This window comes from Sphaerisporangium perillae (assembly GCF_023276435.1).
Taxonomy (GTDB): domain Bacteria; phylum Actinomycetota; class Actinomycetes; order Streptosporangiales; family Streptosporangiaceae; genus Sphaerisporangium; species Sphaerisporangium perillae.
Map to the genome: position 1 here is coordinate 14016 of NZ_JALLPO010000035.1, position 20687 is coordinate 34702.

17 protein-coding genes are annotated in these 20687 nt (G+C 72.7%); 7 read left to right on the forward strand and 10 right to left on the reverse strand.

Going from position 1 to position 20687, the window contains the following annotated elements:
• Positions 1 to 70: 70 nt before the first annotated feature.
• Positions 71 to 1105 (forward strand): TetR-type transcription factor C-terminal domain-containing protein, encoded by a 1035-nt coding sequence (locus MYF83_RS30000; protein ID WP_248964100.1) that lies wholly within the window; start codon positions 71 to 73, stop codon positions 1103 to 1105.
• A gap of 202 nt (positions 1106 to 1307) precedes the next feature.
• Positions 1308 to 2759: an argininosuccinate synthase gene (argG, locus tag MYF83_RS30005; RefSeq protein ID WP_248964101.1), complete on the forward strand. Its 1452-nt coding sequence runs from the start codon at positions 1308 to 1310 to the stop codon at positions 2757 to 2759.
• Positions 2760 to 2865: 106 nt separating this feature from the next.
• On the opposite strand, the gene MYF83_RS30010 is transcribed toward argG, so the two are convergent.
• The 5 genes from MYF83_RS30010 to MYF83_RS30030 all read right to left on the reverse strand — a co-directional run bounded on the left by MYF83_RS30010 (position 2866) and on the right by MYF83_RS30030 (position 8587).
• Positions 2866 to 3795: an acyl-ACP desaturase gene (locus MYF83_RS30010; RefSeq protein WP_248964102.1), complete on the reverse strand. Its 930-nt coding sequence runs from the start codon at positions 3793 to 3795 to the stop codon at positions 2866 to 2868.
• Between the two features lie 238 nt (positions 3796 to 4033).
• Positions 4034 to 4390, reverse strand: a complete 357-nt coding sequence (locus tag MYF83_RS30015; protein ID WP_504974853.1) for a four-helix bundle copper-binding protein — start codon at positions 4388 to 4390, stop codon at positions 4034 to 4036.
• A gap of 374 nt (positions 4391 to 4764) precedes the next feature.
• A complete protein-coding gene (locus MYF83_RS30020; RefSeq protein WP_248964104.1) occupies positions 4765 to 5850 on the reverse strand; it encodes a CaiB/BaiF CoA transferase family protein in 1086 nt (361 codons plus the stop codon).
• A 228-nt stretch (positions 5851 to 6078) separates the two neighbouring features.
• Positions 6079 to 6744, reverse strand: coding sequence for a TetR/AcrR family transcriptional regulator (locus tag MYF83_RS30025; RefSeq protein ID WP_248964105.1), 666 nt, complete (start codon positions 6742 to 6744; stop codon positions 6079 to 6081).
• Positions 6745 to 6859: 115 nt separating this feature from the next.
• A complete protein-coding gene (locus tag MYF83_RS30030) occupies positions 6860 to 8587 on the reverse strand; it encodes an IclR family transcriptional regulator domain-containing protein (protein ID WP_248964106.1) in 1728 nt (575 codons plus the stop codon).
• Positions 8588 to 8921: 334 nt separating this feature from the next.
• On the opposite strand from MYF83_RS30030, the gene MYF83_RS30035 reads away from it, so the two are divergent.
• From MYF83_RS30035 to pcaDC, 5 genes are all read left to right on the forward strand, one after another.
• On the forward strand, positions 8922 to 10103 hold the full coding sequence (locus tag MYF83_RS30035; RefSeq protein WP_248964107.1) for a thiolase family protein: 1182 nt from the start codon (positions 8922 to 8924) through the stop codon (positions 10101 to 10103).
• 8 nt (positions 10104 to 10111) lie between these two features.
• A complete protein-coding gene (pcaH, locus tag MYF83_RS30040) occupies positions 10112 to 10915 on the forward strand; it encodes a protocatechuate 3,4-dioxygenase subunit beta (protein WP_248964108.1) in 804 nt (267 codons plus the stop codon).
• Positions 10912 to 11484, forward strand: coding sequence for a protocatechuate 3,4-dioxygenase subunit alpha (gene pcaG / locus MYF83_RS30045; RefSeq protein WP_248964109.1), 573 nt, complete (start codon positions 10912 to 10914; stop codon positions 11482 to 11484). The genes pcaH and pcaG overlap by 4 nt, the downstream gene beginning before the upstream one ends.
• The gene (gene pcaB, locus MYF83_RS30050) at positions 11471 to 13033 is read left to right on the forward strand and encodes a 3-carboxy-cis,cis-muconate cycloisomerase (protein ID WP_308201517.1); all 1563 of its coding nucleotides are present in this window, start codon (positions 11471 to 11473) and stop codon (positions 13031 to 13033) included. Before pcaG ends, pcaB begins: the two co-directional genes overlap by 14 nt.
• Positions 13034 to 13109: 76 nt before the next feature.
• Complete coding sequence (gene pcaDC, locus MYF83_RS30055; protein ID WP_248964110.1) at positions 13110 to 14402, forward strand: bifunctional 3-oxoadipate enol-lactonase/4-carboxymuconolactone decarboxylase PcaDC; 1293 nt, start codon at positions 13110 to 13112, stop codon at positions 14400 to 14402.
• A 34-nt stretch (positions 14403 to 14436) separates the two neighbouring features.
• Here the strand turns inward: pcaDC and MYF83_RS30060 are convergent, their stop codons facing one another.
• The 5 genes from MYF83_RS30060 to MYF83_RS30085 form a co-directional block, all read right to left on the reverse strand.
• On the reverse strand, positions 14437 to 17538 hold the full coding sequence (locus MYF83_RS30060; protein ID WP_308201518.1) for a glycoside hydrolase family 2 TIM barrel-domain containing protein: 3102 nt from the start codon (positions 17536 to 17538) through the stop codon (positions 14437 to 14439).
• A 186-nt stretch (positions 17539 to 17724) separates the two neighbouring features.
• On the reverse strand, positions 17725 to 17940 hold the full coding sequence (locus MYF83_RS30070) for a hypothetical protein (protein ID WP_248964111.1): 216 nt from the start codon (positions 17938 to 17940) through the stop codon (positions 17725 to 17727).
• A gap of 71 nt (positions 17941 to 18011) precedes the next feature.
• Positions 18012 to 19169, reverse strand: coding sequence for an acetyl-CoA C-acetyltransferase (locus MYF83_RS30075; RefSeq protein WP_248964112.1), 1158 nt, complete (start codon positions 19167 to 19169; stop codon positions 18012 to 18014).
• A gap of 9 nt (positions 19170 to 19178) precedes the next feature.
• Entirely contained in the window at positions 19179 to 19796 is a 618-nt protein-coding gene (locus tag MYF83_RS30080; protein WP_248964113.1) for a TetR/AcrR family transcriptional regulator, read from the reverse strand.
• A gap of 15 nt (positions 19797 to 19811) precedes the next feature.
• Positions 19812 to 20645, reverse strand: coding sequence for an SDR family oxidoreductase (locus MYF83_RS30085; RefSeq protein WP_308201519.1), 834 nt, complete (start codon positions 20643 to 20645; stop codon positions 19812 to 19814).
• Between the last annotated feature and the right edge of the window lie 42 nt (positions 20646 to 20687).

Sequence of the window (20687 nt, forward strand, 5' to 3'; positions counted from 1 at the left end):
TCGCCTGCGACTGTTCAGATATTCTGAACAGGTGAACACTCCGGCAGACCAGAGGCCGACCGTAGACCCGGTGGCGCCCACCGGACGGAAACCGACTGTCGAGCACAAGCCGACCGCCGAACCCGGACCGAGCGCAGAGCCCGGGGCGGCCGGCGAACACGGACCGAGCGCAGAGCCCGGGGCGACCGGCGGGCAGGGCCCGAGCGCCGGGCAGGCCGTACGGCGGCACCGGCTCACGCTCGGCGTCTCCCTGCGCGAGCTCGCCAGACGGCTCGCCGTCAGCCCCGCGACGGTCAGCGCCATCGAGAACGGCCGGACCGGGATGTCGGTCCAGCGCCTCCACCAGATCGCCGCGGCTCTCGGCGTACCCGCGACCACCTTCGTCGAAGATCCCGCCCGCTCCCCGGACCCCTGGGAGACCGTCCCCCAGGCAGGATCGAACCCCGCCGAGGCGGGACCGAGTGCCGGCGTGAAAGGGCCGGCGAGTTCTCTGGTCACCGGTGGCGGTACCGGCAACTGGCGCGAGTTCGGACCGCTGCCCATCGACAGCGTGCTGGCCGGCGCCATCCGCGCCTTCGTCGCCACCGGCTACCACGGAGCGAGCATGCGCGACATCGCACGGCAGTCGAGCATGAGCGTCCCGGGGGTCTACCACCACTACCTCAGCAAGCAGGACCTGCTGTCGAAGATCCTCGACCTCACTATGACGGACCTGATCTGGCGGGTGGAGAGCGCGCGCGACGAGGGAAGGGACCCGCTCGAACGGATCGCGCTCGTGGTCGAGGCGATGGCGCTCTTCCACACCCGCCGCAACGACCTGGCGTTCATCGGCGCCAGCGAGATGCGCAGCCTCGAGCCCGCCAACCGCCGGCGCATCGCCGCGATGCGCGACCACGTCCAGCACCTGCTGGACGGAGTGATCGACGCCGCCATCGCCCAGGGCCTGCTCAAGATCGGCGCCGACACCCGCAACGCGGGCAAGGCCATCGCCACGATGTGCACCGGCCTGCCCTCATGGTTCCGCCTCGACGGCCCCACCACCCCCGAACAGACCGCGAGACAGTACGCCCAATTCGCGCTCCGCCTGCTGGGAACCAGCACCTAGTTGTACGGACCACTGACGCTGGAGACGGCAGGGAAGCACCAGCAGCCCGGCCACACTGCGTAATCCCAGTTGGCGAGAGAGGCATTTGCGCGATACATCCGGGATCACACCGACCACGCGGCCTGACTTGACCCCAGCGCGAATCGCTCACACTGCGGCCAGGCGTGCATGGTCATGCACTGATGTGTATATAGTTGTGCTCATGTCCAAGGTGCTCACCTCCCTTCCAGTCGGTGAACGTGTCGGCATCGCCTTCTCCGGCGGCCTCGACACTTCGGTAGCGGTCGCGTGGATGCGGGAAAAGGGTGCCGTGCCGTGCACCTATACCGCCGACATCGGCCAATACGACGAGCCCGACATCGCCTCGGTGCCCGGGCGCGCCACCGCGTACGGCGCGGAGGTCGCCCGGCTGGTCGACTGCCGGGCCGCCCTCGTGGAGGAAGGGCTCACCGCCCTGGCCTGCGGGGCGTTCCACATCCGCTCCGGTGGCCGCGCCTACTTCAACACCACCCCGCTCGGGCGGGCCGTCACGGGCACCCTGCTCGTACGCGCGATGCTCGAGGACGACGTGCAGATCTGGGGCGACGGCTCCACCTTCAAGGGCAACGACATCGAGCGGTTCTACCGCTACGGCCTGCTCGCCAACCCCTCCCTGCGGATCTACAAGCCGTGGCTGGACGCCGACTTCGTCAGCGAGCTCGGCGGTCGCAAGGAGATGTCCGAGTGGCTGCTCGCCCACGACCTGCCCTACCGGGACAGCACGGAGAAGGCCTACTCCACCGACGCGAACATCTGGGGCGCGACCCACGAGGCCAAGGCGCTCGAGCACCTCGACGCGGGCATCGAGATCGTCGAGCCGATCATGGGCGTGCGGTTCTGGGACCCGGCCGCTGAGATAGCCGCCGAGGACGTCACGATCGGGTTCGAGCGCGGACGACCCGTGACGATCAACGGCAAGGAGTTCGCCTCCGCCGTCGACCTGGTGCTGGAGGCCAACGCCATCGGCGGCCGGCACGGCCTCGGCATGTCCGACCAGATCGAGAACCGGATCATCGAGGCCAAGAGCCGGGGCATCTACGAGGCGCCGGGAATGGCGTTGCTGCACGCGGCGTACGAGCGGCTCGTCAACGCGATCCACAACGAGGACACCCTCGCCGCCTACCACGACCAGGGACGGCGCCTGGGCAGGCTGCTCTACGAAGGCCGCTGGCTGGACCCGCAGTCACTGATGCTGCGCGAGTCGCTGCAGCGCTGGGTGAGTACGGCGGTCACCGGCGAAGTGACCCTGCGCCTGCGGCGCGGTGACGACTACTCCATCCTGGACACTTCCGGACCGGCGTTCAGCTACCACCCCGACAAGCTCTCCATGGAACGGACCGAGGACTCCGCCTTCGGGCCGGTCGACCGCATCGGCCAGCTCACCATGCGCAACCTCGACATCGCCGACTCCCGCGCCAAGCTTGAGCAGTACGCCAGGCTCGGCATGGTCGGCAGCCAACCCCCGGCGTTGCTCTACGCCGCGCAGACGGCCTCGACCGAGCTGATCGGCGCGATGCCCGAGGGCGGAGCCGAGGCGATCGCCTCCAGCGGACAGGTCCCCGGCGAAGACGACGAGCTGCTCGACCACGCCGCGATGGAATCCGGCACCGACTGACCGCCCCCCGACGCCTGGCCGTCGAGGCCGGGAGGACATCCACGGCGCCCTCCCTGCCTCGACGAGGCTCTATTTCCGAACTGCTCGGATGCGAGCAGGGGCTTTCCTACAAGGCGGCCTGGCGGGTGCGGCGGGCTTCGCGGCGTTCGACGAAGCGGGAGGCGGAGACCTCCAGGCGGGTGAGGAACTCCGACAGCTCTACGCGCGCCTTGTCTCCCTCGCCGTCGAGGTCGGCGCGGTCGAAGACGGCCCACTGGCGCAGGACGGGCATGAGGACGTCGTCGAGGTGCAGGCGAAGGTCGTAGATTCCGGCGTTGGCGATGGTCATGGCCTTGCGGGTGAAGCCTTCGATGCCGGCGCCGGGCATCTGGAAGGTGGTCACCACGTCGGTGACGGCGCGCATGGTCTGGCCCGGGCTGAGCTGGAAGGCCGCGTTGAGCAGGTTGCGGTAGAAGAGCATGTGCAGGTTCTCGTCGGCGGCGATCCTGGCGAGCAGGCGCTCGCAGTCCGGATCCTGCGAGACCTTGCCGGTGTTTCGGTGGGAGACGCGGGTGGCGAGCTCCTGGAAGGAGACGTAGGCCAGCGAGTGGAGCACGCCTTCGTAGGAGTTGGTGAACCCCTCCCCCATGTGCAGCATGCGGGCCCGCTCGAGGGCGACCGGGTCGACCGCGCGCGTGACCGTCAGGTAGTCGCGGATGGCGGTGCCGTGCCGGCCCTCTTCGGCGGTCCACCGGTGCACCCAGGTGCCCCAGGCGGCGTCGCGGCCGAAGGTCGTGGCGATCTCGTGGTGGTAGCTCGGGAGGTTGTCCTCGGTGAGCAGGTTGACGATGAGGGAGACCCGCGCCTCCTCGGGGATCGAGGAGTCGGTCTCGGCCCAGGCGTCGCCGCCGAACACGCCGTTGTAGTCGCGTCCCTGTGACCATGGGACATACTCGTGCGGAAACCACTCCTTGGCCACCGTGAGATGCCGGTCGAGCTCCCCGGCCACCACGGGCTCAAGCTCGACCAGCAGTTCGGTGTCGGTGAACTCTCGCACAGTAACTTCTCCCCACGTGGGCTACGAAACCGTAACCTACGCTAGCGTAAGTTCCTCCCTTCCGCGTCGCCGGGCAGGCCGCGTGTACACGGGGGAGAGAGATCGAACGCACGAAGCCCAGGTCTCCTATGGATCGGGAGCCTGGGCTTCGCCTCATGAGGGCCGGTCGATCTCCGGCGCGCCCAGGGCCTCGACGGCCCAGCCGCAGGAGCGCGCCCGAGATCTCGCGCGGCGGATCTCAGGCCGGCATGGCCGCCATGACGCGGCACGCCTCGGAGCACGCCTTGCACGCCTCACCGCAGCGCTTCATCATCGGGTCGCTGCTCATGGACATGCATGCCTCGGCGCACTTGGCGGTCACCTGGGCGCACATCTTGGCCATCTCCATGGCCATCGGCGACTGGCGCATCATCATGTCCGCGCACAGGCGGGTGATGTCGGAACAGTCCATGAGCGCGCCCATCATCGTCCGGTCGACGTGCTGGCCGCCCTGCTGCAGGCAGTACGTCATGGTCTGCTCACAGAGACTGTGGCTTTCCATGCACGCGTCAATGCATTTCTGCATTTCGGGACTGAGCTGTCCCTCTTTTCGCATAGTTCCTCCTCGTTAGCGACCTGCCCCACCGGGAGGCATGATCAATTCCCCTCTCATCTCGATGAATACCCTCGAACCGGATGGAAGGGCCGGGCGTTCTCCACGTTTTAACCGGCATTGCGATCATTTGGCGACGTTGGTCGGAGATCGGCCAGAGTCGAGCCCGGGCAGTGCCCGTATGCTCACCGCACGGGGGGACGGCGGTTGCCGAGGGCGCGAGAGAGCGCCAGGGCGGCGGTGTGCACCGCCGCGGGGGCGACCTGGTTCATGCGGTCGTCCTCGGGGCGGAAGGCGCCCAGCACCGTGACGACGCGCTGGAGGAAGGAGCCGTCGTCGCGTCGGGGAGGACATACCCGCCAACGGGCCTGCTCCGCTCAGGTCCAGGCGTCGATCGCCGCGCGGATGTCCTGGACCTCTCCGCTGGTCGCGGTCGCTTCCGCGTCCGCGGAGCGGGAGAACCGCGGCGCCGGCGCGGCCACCACGTCGTCGCCGGCCGCGGCGAGCGAGCCCCGGGCGGCGATGTGCGGATGGGCCGGCGCCTCGGCGAAGGTGAGCACCGGGGTGACGCAGGCGTCGGTGCCGGCGAAGAGCCGGGCCCAGTCGTCCCTCGGCCGGGTCCGGAACACCGCGGCGAAGGTGTCGGCCAGCGTGCCCCACCGCGTCCGGTCGTTCTGGTCCGGAAGCGACTCGGCGGACAGCCCCAGTCCCTTGAGCAGCAGGGCGTAGAACTGTGGCTCAAGGGCCCCGACCGCGACGAAGCGGCCGTCGGCGCACTCGTAGGTCCGGTAGAACGGCGCCGCGCCGTCGAGGAGGTTGCCGGCCCGCCGATCGTCCCACTGCCCCATGGCCCGCAGTTCCAGGATGGGCTGGACCAGGGCGCTCACGCCGTCGACCATGGCCGCGTCGACGACCTGCCCCGCCCCGGAGCGCTCCCGCTCCCACAGCGCGGCGAGGATCCCGGTCACCAGGAACATCGAGCCGCCGCCGTAGTCACCGGCCAGGTTGAGCGGCGGCACCGGATGGTCCGCCGGGCCGACCGCGTGCAGGGCGCCGGTGAGGGAGATGTAGTTGATGTCGTGTCCGGCGCTCCGCGCGAGCGGGCCGGACTGCCCCCACCCGGTCATCCGGGCGTACACCAGCCGCGGGTTGCGCTCCAGGCATGTCTCGGGCCCGAGGCCGAGCCGTTCGGTCACCCCTGGGCGGTATCCCTCCAGCAGGACGTCCGCGCGGTCGACCAGGTCGAGCACCGAGGCGAGGCCGGCCGCGTCCTTCAGATCGGCGAGCACGGTGGTGCGGCCGCGCAGCACGTGCGAGGTGTGCTGGTACTCCGCCGGTGGGGCGCTCGGGCGCACCACGCGGACGATTTCCGCACCCAGGTCGGCGAGGACCATGCCCGCGTGCGGCCCGGGACCGATCCCGGCCAGCTCGACGACCCGGAGTCCTGCCAGTGGTCTGCTCATCCGCGCTCCAGTCAAAGGATCGTCGTGGACACCGCTCGCTCGGCGGCTCCCCTCATCCCGCCTCCAGGGCGGGTCCATGCGTCAGCCTCCAACTTATTAGTTAGCGATCGCTCAGTCTAGGGCGTTTGGTGGGATATGTCGGAAATTCAGCCCTCACGGCCTGCGGGCTCGGCGTCCGCGCGGGCACCGTGTCCGCGTGCGGCTGGCCGAGTCGGGTTCGCTCGGGCGTCAGGCGGGCTTCTCGCCCATGCTGCGCCACCGTTCGAGCAACTCGGGGACGGCGCCGACCGTGTGCCCCGCGATGTCCAGATACCGGTGGGCGATCTCGTCGACCGTCAGCCGGCCGTCGGCGCGGTACCAGGTCGGGATCGCCTGGACCATGCCGAACAGGGCGCGCACGGTGTCCTTGGGCAGCGCCACGTCGAAGACTCCTGCCGCCACCCCGCCCCGCACCGCGTCCAGCAGCATGACCTCGATCTCGTCACGCCTGGCCGTGTACCTCTGGCGCAGCTCCGGCGACAACGACCGGATCTCGGCGTCCAGCGACGCGATCTTGTCGCTCTTCGCCATGAAACGGACCACGCACTCGATCAGGTTGGCGAACCGCACGGCCGGATCGCCGGACTCGGCCTGGGCCGCGCGGCACATCCGCCACAGGCGGTCGATCGACGAGTCGAGCAAGGAGAAGAGGATCGCCTCCTTGTTCTGGTGGTGGTAGTACAACGCGGGTACGGTGACCCCGACTCGACCGGCGATGTCGCGAACCGAGGTTCCGTGGTAACCCTGCTCGTAGAACGCGTCCAAGGCGGCGGTCAGAATCGGGGACAGGGCCAGCGCCGGCGACTCACGCCAGTCCAACTCCTCGTCGGAGTGCGCGGCAGGGGTGGAGATCATGGGCCCATTCTATCGCCTTATCTAGCGTTCGCTATGTGCGTTCAGGCGGGCGGCCCGCAGACCGTCTCGCCGGCGAGGCCGTCCCCGGTAGACCTCGTCCAGCGGTGCGTTGCGTTCAGCCGAGCGGGAGCCGGACGAATCGGCCGGCGACGTGCAGGTCGCGCTCGATGCGGGACGCGGCCTCACATAGCGGCGGCACCACGGTCTGGCGGGCCTGCTCGGCGGTGCGGCGGCTCGCGTGCATGGAGACGTTGACCGCCGCGACGACCGCCCCCGCGCGGTCGCGCACCGGGACGGCGACGGAGCGCAGCCCCTCCTCGAGCTCCTGGTCGACCAGGGCGTACCCGTCACGGGCGGTCTGGTCGAGAATCGCCGCCAGCCGCTTAGCCGAGGTCACGGTGCGGCGGGTCAGCGGGCGGGCGTCCACCCGCGCGAGGAAGGCGGCGCGGCCGGCCGGGGACAGGCCCGCCAGCAGGACGCGCCCCATCGACGTCGCGTACGCCGGGAACCTCGTGCCGGGGGTGATGTCGACGCTCATGATGCGCACGGTGGGCACGCGGGCGACGTACTGGATGTCGTCACCCGCGAGGACGGCCATCGACGCGGAGTCGTGGACCTGCCCGGCCAGCCAGGCCAGGTGCGGCTGGGCGATCTGGGGCAGCGTGAGCCTGGACAGGCAGGCGAAGCCCAGGTCCAGGACCCTCGGCGTCAGCCGGAACAGCCTGCCCTCCCCCGCCACGTAGCCGAGGTGCTCCAGGGTGATCAGGGCACGGCGGGTCGTCGCCCGGGCCAGCCCCGCGGCCTCGGCGAGCGCCGTGAGCGGCGCCTGCGGGCCTGCCTCCCCGAAAGCGGTCAGGACGCGCAGCCCGCGCGCGAAGGACTCCACGAACTCCGGACCGCCCCCGCGCTTCTCGGCATGCGCCGGCGACCCGGCGGGCACGGCCGCCACCGCCCCGGAGGAGGGCACGCCGAACGACGCGCCGCCCGCCGCCCCGGAGGAGGAGACGGCCGGGGACGTGGTCCCCACCGGGCCGGAGTACGGGCCGGCGGTGGACAGGGCGGCCTCCATCGCCGTGACCGTCTCGCGCAGCCGTGGCAGGACGGCGTCGCGCAGGGAGGCGGCGCTGTGCCTGCTGGTGTGGCTGACCACGCTCACGGCGCACACGTCGTGCCCGGCGCCGTCGCGCACCGGCATCGCGATGGCGACCAGCCCCGGCTCGATCAGCTGGTCGTCCAGCGACCAACCGTCCCGCCCGGCGGCGGCGATCCGCTGCTCGAAGGAGGCCGCGGCCCGCTCGACGCCCCCCGGCAGGACGGGGAACGCGGCGTCGCCGGGATCGGCCGACCGGCGCAGCCGCCACCGCCGCCGGTCGTCCTCCGTCCAGCCGGCCGCGAACAGCGCCCCGGGGGCCCCGCTCTCGGCGGGGATCAGATCGCCGACGTGGAAGGCGACCGACATCGCCCGCCTGCGGGTCACCTGATGGACGAAGCGCGTGCCGTCCCGGTCGGGGACCGCCAGGGAGACCGACTCGTCCAGCTCGCCGGCGAGCCGGTCGGCGAGCGGACCGAGCAGGGCGGGCAGCCGGGACGCGGCCAGGTAGGCGTTCCCCAGCTCCATCAGGGCGGGGGTGAGCACGGCGTCCCGGCCTTCCTGCCGGAGGTGGCCCAGGACGGCCAGCGTGTGCAGGACCCGGTCGACGGTCGATCGCGCGAGCCCGGTGTCCCGCACCAGGTCGCTGACGCCACGCCGCCCGCGCGCCACGGCGAGCGCGCGCACGACGGCCAGCCCTCGCACCAGCGGACCCACCGCCTCTTCCGGCGGCGCGGTGATCGCGTCGGTCATGCGCTCTCCATGGTGGGCGGAGCCTGGCCCGAGCCGTACCGTCCGGGTCGTTGACAGGTCCCGAGTCCAGGTACCAGACTTTATGGCACTATAATGAACAAAAGTTCGCCACGCGAACAGATTAGCAGAATACCCAGCCAATGCGTCGACGGGCCGTGGCCCTGCCGGTGCGAAGACGAGGGACATGGCCGACATCCATGCGCTCCCCCACGCGGTGGCGGAGCCGATCCGCGGCGGCGACGCGCTCAAGGCCGCCTGAGCCGTCCGCCATGACCCAGCCGCACGAGCCCGAGGAGCGCCGCGCAATGACCCAGCCGCCTGAGGGGATCCACGCATGACCGAGGTGTACATCGTCGACGCCGTCCGTACCCCGTTCGGCAAGTACGGCGGCGCGCTGTCCCGCGTCCGGCCGGACGACCTGGCCGCCCACGTCGTACGCGCGCTCGCCGACCGCAGTCCCGGCCTGGACCCGTCGCGCGTCGACGACGTCTTCTTCGGCAACGCCAACGGCGCCGGAGAGGAGAACCGCGACGTCGCGCGCATGGCCGTCCTGCTCGCGGGGCTCCCGGTCACCGTCCCCGGCACGACCGTGAACCGCCTGTGCGGCTCGGGCATGGAGGCCGTCATCCAGGCCGCGCGCGCGGTCGCCGCCGGTGACGCCTCCATCGCCGTGGCGGGCGGCGTCGAGTCCATGTCGCGGGCGCCCTGGGTGATGCCCAAGCCCGAACGCGCCTTCCCCGCCGGCCACCAGGAGCTGTACTCCACCACCCTCGGCTGGCGCATGGTCAACCCGCGCATGCCGGCCGAGTGGACCGTCCCGCTCGGCGAGGGCGCGGAGCTCATCGCCGACAAGTACGGGATCACCCGCGAGCAGCAGGACGCGTTCGCCCTGGCCAGCCACCAGAAGGCGGCCCGCGCGTGGAAGGAGGGCTCCTACGGCGGCGAGATCGTCCCCGTGGAGGGCGCCGAGCTCGCCCGTGACGAGGCCATCCGCGACGACACCTCGATGGAGTCCCTGGCCAGGCTCAAGCCCGCCTTCCGTCCCGACGGCGGCACCGTGACCGCCGGGAACTCCTCGCCGCTCAACGACGGCGCGGCCGCGCTGCTGCTGTGCGACGAGGAGGGGCTGCGGGCCGTCGGCCGCGAGCCGCTCGCCCGGATCCGGGCCTCGGCCGTCACCGCCATAGAGCCGCAGTACTACGGGCTCGGCCCCGTCGAGGCCGTACGGCGGGCACTCGCCCGCGCGGGCAAGGGCCTGGACGAGCTGACCGTCTTCGAGCTGAACGAGGCGTTCGCCGCGCAGTCCCTCGGCTGCCTCGCCGAGTGGCCCGGCCTCGACCCGGAGATCGTCAACCCTCGCGGTGGCGCCATCGCCATCGGCCACCCCCTCGGCGCCTCCGGAGCGCGCCTGGCCGGGGCGGTCGCCCACCAGCTCGCCGCCGCCGGCTCCGGCACCGGCCTGGCGGCACTGTGCATCGGCGTCGGGCAGGGTCTCGCCCTGGTCCTGGAAAGGTAGAGCGCACCATGACGACCCTCCCCCAGACCCCATCCCCCGAACAGGGGACGCCGCTCACGCAGGAGGTCATCAGCGCCGAGATCGCCCAGGCGCGCCAGGCCTACGTCAAGGCGGTCGAGGGCGGCGCGCCGCGCCGGGACCACCCCGACCGCGCCTACCCGCCCTACCGCAGCAGCGTGCTGCGCTACCCGCGGCAGCCGCTGGTCGACGTCCGCGACCCCGAGGCGGTCGAGCTGAGCGGCCCGGTGTTCGGCGTCACCGACGTCACCGACGTCGACTGGGACCTCACCCGGCAGCATCACGGCGAGCCCCTCGGCGAGCGCATCCACGTCACCGGCCGGGTGCTCGACCGCGACGGCCGGCCGGTGCGCGGCCAGCTCGTCGAGATCTGGCAGGCCAACGCCTCGGGCCGGTACGCGCACCAGCGCGACCAGCATCCGGCGCCGCTCGACCCGAACTTCACCGGCTTCGGCCGCTGCCTCACCGACGACGAGGGCCGTTACTCGTTCACCACCATCAAGCCGGGCCCTTACCCCTGGCGCAACCACGTCAACGCCTGGCGGCCCGCGCACATCCACTTCTCGCTCTTCGGCACCGCCTTCACCCAGCGGCTGGTCACGCAGATGTACTTCCCCGGCGATCCGCTGTTCCCCTACGACCCCATCATGCAGTCGGTGACCGACGACGCCGCCCGCGAGCGGCTCGTCGCCTACTACGACCACGATCTGTCCACCCCCGAGTGGTCACTCGGCTACCGCTGGGACATCATCCTGTCCGGCCCGTCCGCCACCTGGATCGAGGAGAGCCGATGACGCAGCAGCCCACCGCGTCCCAGACCGTAGGACCCTTCTACGGCTACGCCCTGCCCTTCGCCGGGGGCGGTGACATCGCCCCGGCCGGGCATCCCGGCACGGTCACGGTGCACGGCCGGGTCTTCGACGGGGCGGGCCGGCCCGTACCGGACGCCATGCTGGAGTTCTGGCAGCCGGCCGCCGACGGGTCACGGGCCGGAGCCCCGGGATCGCTGCGCCGCGACCAGGTCACCGGGGCGGTGATCGGGCGGCACGGCCTGGACTTCACCGGATTCGGGAGGGTCTCCACCGACGCCGACGGGCACTACGCGATACGCACGCTGCCGCCGGGCGGCGCGCCGTACATCTCGGTCTGCGTTTTCGCCCGCGGCCTGCTGCACCACCTGTTCACCCGCGTCTACCTGCCCGAACTCACCGACCCCGCCGCCGAGCCGCTGCTTTCCGCCCTCCCGGCGCACCGCCGCGCCACGTTGATCGCCGTCCCGGAACGCGAGAAGGTCTACGGGTTCGACATCCGCCTGCAGCACGACGGTGCGCACGAGGAGACGGTGTTCCTTGCCTTCGACTGACGGCTCCGAGTCGCGCCCACCGGCCGTCGAGCCGGCAGGTGGCGGCCAAGACGGGGCCGCGGACGCCGGCGGTGACCATCCGGCGGACTCCGGCCCGAGCGGGCCGGCCGACGTGGGGTTGCTCGCACCGGTGTGGGCGGGGTCGGCCGTCGAGGCGGCGACCGGGGACGCGGCGTTCGTCAGAGGCATGCTCGACGCCGAGGCGGCGCTGACCCGTGCCCAGGCCACGGTGGGCCTCGCCCCGGCGTCCGCCGCCGCCGCAGTCACCGCCGCGGCGGCCGGCACGGCGCGGTACGACTTCCGCGACCTGGCCCTGCGCGCCCGTTCGGGCGGCAACCCGGTCATCCCGCTGGTCGCCGACCTCACCGCGGCCGTCGCCGAGCGCGAGCCCGACGCCGCCCCGTACGTCCACCGGGGCGCCACCAGCCAGGACATCTGGGACACCGCGGCCATGCTCGTGGCGGTGCGCGCGCTCGAGCCGGTGCTGGCCGACCTGGAGCGAACGGCACACGCCCTCGCGGCACTGGCGGCCGCGCACCGCGACACCCCCATGGCCGGCCGCACGCTCACGCAGCACGCCGTGCCGACCACGTTCGGGCTCAAGGCCGCGGGCTGGCGCAGCCTCGTCCTCGGCGCCCGCGACCGCCTCGCGGCGGTCCGGGCAGCGCTCCCCGCCCAGCTCGGCGGCGCCGCCGGCACGCTCGCCGCCTTCCACGCCTTCGAGGAATTCGAGGACGGGGGCGCCGCCGGGGAGTCCGGCACCACGCCGGAGACCGGCACGGCCGCGGACGTCCGCGCCGCCGGGGGAGGCCCGGCCGGTGACATCGGGCTGCGGCTGGTCGCGGCCTTCGCGGCGGAGACGGGGCTCGCCGAGCCCGTGCTGCCGTGGCACACCCTGCGCGCGCCCATCGCCGACCTGGCCGGGGCGCTGGCGTTCGCCGCGGGGGCGCTGGGCAAGCTCGCGGCGGACGTGCTGCTGCTGTCCCGTACCGAGATCGGCGAGGTCTCCGAGCACGGTGGCGGCGGCTCCTCGGCGATGCCGCACAAGGCCAACCCGGTACGGGCCGTGCTCATCGCCGCGGCCGCCCGGCAGGTGCCCGCGCTGGCCGGCGTGCTCTTCGGCTCGCTCGCCGCCGAGGACGAGCGTCCTGCGGGAGCCTGGCACGCGGAGTGGCAGCCGATGCGCGAAGCCCTGCGCCTGGTGGGCGGCGCCGCCGATGCCGCCGCCGAGCTGGCCGAAGGGCTCCAGGTGCACCCGGCGCGCATGCGGGACGATCTCGCCCTGACCGGCGGCCTGGTCGTCGCCGAACGCCTCACCATCGCCCTGGCCGCCGTCATCGGCCGTGAGCGGGCCAAGCGGGTCGCGACGCGGGCATCCCGCCGCGCCGCCGAGGAGGGCGTCGGCCTGGCCGAGGCCCTGCGGGAGGAGCCGGACGCCATCGCGGCCCTTCCCGGGGACGGCCCGCGCGACCTCCTCGACCCGGCACGCTACCTGGGCTCGGCGGGCCCCTTGGTGGACCGCGCCCTGCGCGAGCAGGAGCCATCGTGACCGCCGTCGCCTCCCCGCCGCCGGAGAAGGAGACGACCATTCCGACCACCATCGCTTCCCGCGCGGAGACCACGTCATGACCACTGCCGCACCCCGCATGCTCCACCACCGCGTGGACGGACCGGCCACGGCGCCGCCGCTCGTCCTCGGGCCCTCGCTGGGGACGAGCCTGGCCGTCTGGGAGCCTCAGGTCTCCGCGCTGGCGCGTCACCACCAGGTGATCCGCTGGGACCTGCCCGGGCACGGCGGCTCACCCGCCGATCTTCTGCCGAGCACCGCGCCGGGCGCGACCACGGTCGCCGACCTGGGACGGCTGGTCCTCGGCCTCGCCGACGCGCTGGGCGTGGACCGCTTCGCGTACGCGGGCATCTCGCTCGGCGGAGCCGTCGGCCTCTGGCTCGCCCTTCACCACCCCGACCGGCTCGGTTCGCTGGCCATGGTGTGCTCTTCGGCGCGCTTCGGTGAGCCGGAGTCCTGGCACGAGCGCGCCGCCCTGGTGCGGGCCAAGGGCACCGATCCTCTGGCGGACACGGCCACCGCGCGCTGGTTCACCCCCGCGTTCGTGGACTCCCCGGCCGCGGCGGCGCTGACGGCGGACCTGCGCGCCGCGGACCCGGCCGGGTACGCCGCCTGCTGCGACGCGCTGGCCGGGTACGACCTGCGGGCCGAGCTGCCGGATGTCACCGTGCCCACGCTGGTGGTCGCCGGTCGCGACGACCCGGCCACCCCGCCTCGCCATGCCCGCGAGCTGGCCGACGGCATCCCGGGGGCGTCCCTCACCGAGGTCGCGCACGCCGCGCACCTCGCGGGCGTCGAGCGCCCGGCCCCCGTACTGGCCGTCCTGCTCGCACACCTGGCCGCCACCACCGGGCCGGCCGCGGATCCCGCCATCGCGTCCACCCCCGGCCACTCCGCCGGACCCGCCTCTGGCGCGCATGACGACTCCGCCGGCTCCGCTCCGGCCGCCGGGCGGCCGGGCGACGACCGCTCCCGGCACGAGGCCGGGATGGCCGTGCGCCGGGCCGTGCTCGGCGACCGGCACGTCGACCGGGCCGTCTCCGGCACCACGGCCTTCACCGCGACGTTCCAGGACTTCATCACCCGCTACGCCTGGGGTGAGATCTGGACCCGTCCCGGCCTCGACCGGCGGACCCGCAGCTGCGTCACGCTCACGGCCCTGGTGGCGCGCGGCCACCTGGAGGAACTGGCCATGCACGTGCGCGCCGCGCTGCGCAACGGGCTGACTCCGGAGGAGATCCAGGAGGTCCTGCTGCAGACCGCCGTCTACTGCGGGGTCCCGGCGGCCAACGCCGCGTTCGCCGTTGCCGACCGGGTGCTGCGCGAGGAGGACGAGGAGCGCCCGGCGTAGAGCGCGGGGAGAGGCCCGCCGGGTAGCCCCGGCGTCATCGGCGGCCGGTGGCCGGACCCGGCGGGGTCAGGCGCAGCTCGAAGGACGCCGCGGTGAGGCGCACCTCGTGTGCCGCCGGGAGGGCCGGGCCGCAGGACGCGGAGCCGATGCCCTGCTGCGCCAGATCTACGTGCAGGTACAGGACGTCCTCGGCGACCAGCGACCCCTCGTGCGGCGTGCTCGCCAGGCGGTGCGGCGAGTACCGGCTCGCGGTGAAGCCGAAGAGCGGCTCCCCCGCCAGCCTGACCCCGCCGCCGGGGCCGGCGGCCTCCACCCACGCGACGTCGAGCCGCTGCCCGTTCTCCTGCGGCCTGGCGTACGGAGTGTGCAGGTCGGCGACCGCGCGGCGGTACAGCCCGAACCGGGACGCCGAGCGCGTGTCGGCGTAAGCCTCGCCGGGGCCGCCGCCCAGCCAGGTGACCGAGTCGTACTCGGCGGGCAGCTCGAACGTCCAGCCGAGCCGGGCCACCGGGTGCTCCCAGGAGCCCTGCGGCGTAACGGCGATCGAGGCGGCGAGCACGCCGCCGTCGGCCCGCCACCGGTACCGGGTGAGGACGCCGTCCCGGAGTCCGGCCGCCGCGGTCCGCACCGTGAACTCGACCCCGTCGGGCTCCTCCCGCGCCGAGACGAGCCGGTGGGTGAGGCGGTGCAGCCCATCGGCCTCCCAGATCGCGGCCGGCGTGCCCTCCGGGTAGCGGCCCAGCCGGTCGTTGTCGGTGGGGGCGCGCCAGAGCTCCAGCCGGGGTCCCGCGACGCGCGTGCCCGCGAGTTCGCGCAACTCGCCGCGCGTCAGGTCGAAGACGGCCGGGCCGAGGCGAAGCAGCCGACCGTCTCGTACCGGCGCGACCGGTGCCCGCGTCAGGACCTCCGGCGAGGGCGCGGCCGGCCGAGGCTCACCCGGCTGGTACTCACCTGGTCGAGGCTCATCCGACTGGTACTCACCCGGCCGAGAGTCAGCCGGCTGGAATCCGCCCGCCTCTGGGGCGTCCGGCCGGGGCTCGCCAGGATGGGGGTCGGTCAGGGGGATCTGGCCCCAGGCGACGAGATGACCGGCGGGCGCCCAGGCGGTGGCGGCGGCCAGTCGCGCGCTCAGGTTGAGGAACGACCGGCCGGGGCCGGCGAGGGCCGCCGCGTCCGCGGGGACGTCCAGCTCGACGCTCTCCCACGGGGACAGCTCCGGCACCGCGAGGCCGCCCTTGCCCGCCTCTACGCCGTCGACCTCGACGGTCCAGCCGAACTCCAGGTGGGTGATGCCGATGTGGTCCTGGACATTGCGGACCCTCAGGCGTCCCGGGCCGGCCGCCTCCATGCGCACCGGCTCGATGATCTTGGCGTACTCGGCCATGCCCGGCGACGGAGTGCGGTCGGCGAACATCAGCCCGTCGCAGACGAAGTTGCCGTCGTGCGGCGACTCGCCGAAGTCCCCGCCGTACCCGAAGATCGCCCGGCCCCGCTCGTCGGTGGTGGCCAGGCCGTGGTCGATGTACTCCCACACGAACCCGCCCATGCACCGGTCGCTGGACTCCAGCACCTCGCGGTACTCCAGCAGCCCGCCCGGGCCGTTGCCCATCGCGTGCGCGTACTCGCACAGCATGTACGGCTTCGCCCGCCGGGCCGCGTCCTGCGCGGCGTCGGGCAGCGCCGGCTCGGCCCGCCGCGCGATGGCTGCCACCTGCCCGGCCGCCGGGTACATCTGGGACCACACGTCGCTGTAGCGGGTCTCCTGGTCCCCCTCGTAGTGCACGGGCCTGCCCGGGTCCGCCCGCTTCGCCCAGTCGTACATGGCGGCGAGGTTGGCGCCGGTTCCCGCCTCGTTGCCGAGGGACCACATGACCACGCTCGGGTGGTTGCGGTCGCGGGCCACCATGCGCCGCATCCGGTCGAGCAGCGCTTCGCGCCACATCGGCTCGGCCGGCGGGTTGCGCTCCCAGCCCCGCGACTCGAACCCGTGGGTCTCCAGGTCGCACTCGTCGACCACGTACAGTCCGTAGCGGTCGCACAGGTCGAGGAAGTGGGGATGCGGCGGATAGTGCGAGGTGCGCACCGCGTTCACGTTGTGCCGCTTGAGGATGAGCACGTCGTCGAGCATGTCCTGGAAAGTGAGCGCCCGGCCGCGCTCGGGGTGGAACTCGTGCCGGTTCACCCCGCGCAGCAGCACTTTGCGACCGTTGACGAGGAACGTGCCGCCCTCGATGGCGACGCGGCGGAAGCCGGCCGCGACGGTGACCCCACCGGCCGGCGTGGCGATCATCACCTCGTACAGCCGCGGGGTCTCCGCGCTCCACGGCTCGACCCGGCCGGCGGCCAGGTCCTCTCCGGTACGGCCGGACACGCCCAGCTCGGCGATCTCCACCGAGGCGGGCACGTCGGACTCGACGCGCAGCAGCCCGTGGCCGGTGGCCGGGTCGTAGCCGGCGTGCACCACCACGTCGGACGGCACTCCTGCCGGCAGCAGTTCCAGGCCGGCCGAGCGGAAGACGCCCGACAGCCACCACATGTCCTGGTCTTCGAGATAGCTCGCCGCCGACCACTGGTGCACCCGTACCGCCAGCACGTTCTCGCCGTCCACGAGGTGGCCGGTGACGTCGAACTCCGCCGGCAGCCTGGACCCCACGGTCAGGCCGAGCGGCTCGCCGTTGAGCCAGACCACGGCGGTCGAATCGACGCCCTCGAAGCGCAGCACGACCCGCCCGCCCGCCGCCACGGCGGCCCGCCAGTCCGCGCCGAGCAGGAACGACCGCCGGTAGGAGCCGACCGGGTTGTCGTCCGGGACGTGCGGCGGGTCGACCGGGAACGGGTACTGGACGTTGGTGTACCAGGGGCGGCCGTACCCGTGGAGCTGCCAGTGCGAGGGCACCGGCAGGTCGTCCCAGCCGCCGTCGTCGAACCCGGGCGCGGCGAAGCCGGCCGGCGCCCCGGCGGCCCGCTCCGCCCAGTGGAAGCGCCAGAGGCCGTCGAGCTCGACCCGCGGCCCCGGACCGGAGATGGCCGCCCGAGGGGCGCGCGTGCCGACCGGCGGCCCGGTCCAGGCGAGGTAGGCGGGAGTACCTTCGGGTGACAGGTCGTCGGAGAGCAGGGCGTCCAGATCACGCGGCACTGGTGGTCCTCTGGTCGTCGGGGAACCGGCTCTGCGCGAGCCGGGTCACGTCGGCCGGTCAGCTCCGGATCGGTCGACCGGTTCCGGATCGGTCGGTCCGTCTCCATGCTGGGAGCCGCGCGCGTCGAACGCCGCCCGGCCTGAGCGGGTGTCTCGCCACTCCGCCCGGCCTGAGCAGGTGCCTCGCTACTCCGGTGGGCGGGCGAAGAACTCGAGGTGGGAGCAGTGGGTGCAGCGGTACGCGTCGATGATCCAGCGGGGCTTGCCCAGCCGTTTGGCGCCGCCGAAGACGCCGCGTTCGAGCGCTCCTTCGATCCAGCGCGCATAGCCCCGGGATCCCTCGCCACTGTCCTCGACGAAGCCCGGCTGCAGGTCCCGCCGGTCACACTGGCTGCATCTCATTCACCGCAGTCTGCCAGGAGAGCCGCCTTCCTGACCATCGGCGCTCTCCTGGCACGACAGGGTGAACCGGCCTAAAGGCGTTCGATGACGGTGACGTTGGCCTGGCCGCCGCCCTCGCACATCGTCTGCATCCCGTACCGGCCGCCGGTGCGCTCCAGCTCGTGGAGCAGGGTGGTCATGAGCCGCGCGCCGGTGGCGCCGAGGGGGTGGCCGAGGGCGATGGCGCCGCCGTTCGGGTTCACCCGCGCCGGGTCGGCTCCGGTCTCCTTCAGCCAGGCCAGCACGACCGGGGCGAACGCCTCGTTGATCTCGACCACGTCCATGTCGGCGATCGACATGCCGGTCTTCTTCAGCGCGTACGCCGTCGCGGGGATCGGGGCGGACAGCATGCGGATGGGGTCCTCTCCGCGCGCGGAGATGTGGTGGACGCGGGCGCGCGGCAGCAGGCCGTGCGCCTTCACCGCCGCCTCCGAGGCGATCAGCAGCGCCGCCGCGCCGTCGGAGATCTGCGAGGCGAGCGCGGCGGTGAGCCGTCCGCCCTCCTCCAGGGGCTTGAGCCCCGCCATCTTCTCCAAGGAGGTGTCGCGGCGCGGGCCCTCGTCGGCCGACACGCCCTCCAGCGGGGCGATCTCGCGCTCGAAGCGTCCCTCGTCGATCGCCCGGATCGCGCGCTGGTGGGACTCGAAGGCGAACGCCTCCATGTCCCGGCGGGAGATGTCCCACTGCTCGGCGATCATCTCGGCGCCGCGGAACTGGGATACTTCCTGGTCGCCGTACCGGGCCCGCCATCCGCGCGAGCCGACGAACGGCCCCTCGGTGAAGCCGAGCGCGTCGGCGGCGCCGCGCAAGGCGTACGCGATCGGGATCTGCGACATGTTCTGCACGCCGCCGGCCACCACCAGGTCACTCGTGCCCGACATCACGGCCTGGGCCGCGAAGTGCACCGCCTGCTGAGAGGAGCCGCACTGCCGGTCGACGGTGACTCCGGGCACCTCCTCGGGCAGCCCGGCCGCGAGCCACGCGGTGCGGGCGATGTCCCCCGCCTGCGGGCCGACCGTGTCCAGGCAGCCGAAGATCACGTCCTCCACCGCCGCCGGGTCGACCCCGGAGCGGGACATGAGCTGGCTCAGCGCGTGCGCGCCCAGGTCGGCGGGGTGAACCGCGGCCAGGCCGCCGCCCCGCCTGCCCACCGGGGTGCGCACCGCCGCGACGATGTATGCCTCCGCCATCGGAACTCCTCAGGTTGTCAGGATCCCTTCCAGGACCATCGCGATGTACTGCCTGGCGATCTCGTCGGCCGACAGCCGGCCGTCGCTGCGGTACCAGCTCGCGGCCAGCCAGACCGTGTCGCGGATGAAGCGGTAGATCAGGCCGGTGTCGAGCTCGGCACGGAACATCCCGTCGGTGACGCCCCGGTCCAGGATCGACAGCCACGTCTCGCGGAACCGCCGCTGCGAGTCGAGCAGGTACGAGAAACGGGGGTTCGTCGATAGATGCTTGGACTCGTTCTGGTAGATCACCACGGCCGGCCGGTATCGGTCGATGCAGCGGAACGACTCCACGATCAGCGCCTGGAAGGTCTCCCTGGCGCCGAGGCCGGCGCCGATCACCTCGTCGTAGGCGGTCCACATGTCGTTGAGGAAGACCGAAAGGATCTCGTCGACCATCGACTCCTTGGAGTCGAAGTGGTAGTACAGGCTCCCGCCGAGCATGCCCGCCGCGTCGGCGACCTCCCTGACCGTCGTGGAGGCGTATCCACGGGACGCGAACACCTCGGCCGCGGTCGCGAGGAGCTCGGCCCGTCGCCCCGCTCGGGCGACGGCGGTGCTCTCGGAGTCTCGGCGTCGTGGGCTCATCGGAAAGTCGACCTCTCAGGGGTGCTGGCTGGAGACCGAGACGACCTCCCCGGTCATGTAGGAGGAGTAGCCGCTCGCGAGGAAGACGATAACGTTGGCCACCTCCCAGGGTTCCGCGTACCGGCCGAAGGCCTCCTTGCGGGTCAGCTCCTCCAGCAGCTCCTCGGTGGTGACCTTCGCCAGGTGCGGGTGCATGGCCAGCGACGGGGCCACCGCGTTGACCCGCACTCCGTACGGCGCGGCCTCGATCGCCGCGCACCGGGTCAGCGCCATGACGCCCGCCTTGGCCGCGGCGTAGTGGGCCTGACCCTCCTGGGCCCGCCAGCCGATCACCGAGGCGTTGTTGACGATCACGCCGCCGCCCCTCGGTTGCATGCGGGCCAGCGCGGCCCGGGTGCAGCGCATGGTGCCGGTCAGCGTGACGTCGAGCACCCTGGCCCACTGCTCGTCGGTCATCTCCACGAGCTTGGCCGTGCCGCCGAGCCCGGCGTTGTTGACCATCACCTCCACCGGGCCGAACCGCTCCTCGGCGGTGGCCAGCAGGTTCTGGACCTGCTCCTCGGAGGTGACGTCGCAGGGAACGGCGGTGACGCGGGCCGCGCCGAACTCCTTCTCCAGCCCGGCCAGGCCTTCCCCGAGCCGCCGTTCGTGGGCGTCGCTGATCACCACGCGCGCGCCCTCCTCCAGCATGCGCCGGGCGCAGGCGCCGCCGATGCCGGTGCCGGCCGCGGCGGTCACCACCGCCACCCGGTCGCGCAGCAGGCCGTGACCGGGTATGTATGCCGGCGGCGCGCCGGCCGTCGCCCGGGCCCGTTCCGGGACGGCCGGGTCCTCCTCGCTGAGCTTCACGTGGGTTACTCTATCAAATACTTGTTAGAAAGAATCGAGGGT

Excerpts from the sequence above, each read along its gene's own strand:
- argG (WP_248964101.1), top strand. The coding sequence starts at position 1,308 with ATGTCCAAGGTGCTCACCTCCCTTCCAGTCGGTGAACGTGTCGGCATC.
- MYF83_RS30015 (WP_504974853.1), bottom strand. The coding sequence starts at position 4,390 with ATGCGAAAAGAGGGACAGCTCAGTCCCGAAATGCAGAAATGCATTGAC.
- MYF83_RS30020 (WP_248964104.1), bottom strand. The coding sequence starts at position 5,850 with ATGAGCAGACCACTGGCAGGACTCCGGGTCGTCGAGCTGGCCGGGATC.
- MYF83_RS30025 (WP_248964105.1), bottom strand. The coding sequence starts at position 6,744 with ATGATCTCCACCCCTGCCGCGCACTCCGACGAGGAGTTGGACTGGCGT.
- MYF83_RS30030 (WP_248964106.1), bottom strand. The coding sequence starts at position 8,587 with ATGACCGACGCGATCACCGCGCCGCCGGAAGAGGCGGTGGGTCCGCTG.
- MYF83_RS30035 (WP_248964107.1), top strand. The coding sequence starts at position 8,922 with ATGACCGAGGTGTACATCGTCGACGCCGTCCGTACCCCGTTCGGCAAG.
- pcaH (WP_248964108.1), top strand. The coding sequence starts at position 10,112 with ATGACGACCCTCCCCCAGACCCCATCCCCCGAACAGGGGACGCCGCTC.
- pcaG (WP_248964109.1), top strand. The coding sequence starts at position 10,912 with ATGACGCAGCAGCCCACCGCGTCCCAGACCGTAGGACCCTTCTACGGC.
- pcaDC (WP_248964110.1), top strand. The coding sequence starts at position 13,110 with ATGACCACTGCCGCACCCCGCATGCTCCACCACCGCGTGGACGGACCG.
- MYF83_RS30070 (WP_248964111.1), bottom strand. The coding sequence starts at position 17,940 with ATGAGATGCAGCCAGTGTGACCGGCGGGACCTGCAGCCGGGCTTCGTC.
- MYF83_RS30075 (WP_248964112.1), bottom strand. The coding sequence starts at position 19,169 with ATGGCGGAGGCATACATCGTCGCGGCGGTGCGCACCCCGGTGGGCAGG.
- MYF83_RS30080 (WP_248964113.1), bottom strand. The coding sequence starts at position 19,796 with ATGAGCCCACGACGCCGAGACTCCGAGAGCACCGCCGTCGCCCGAGCG.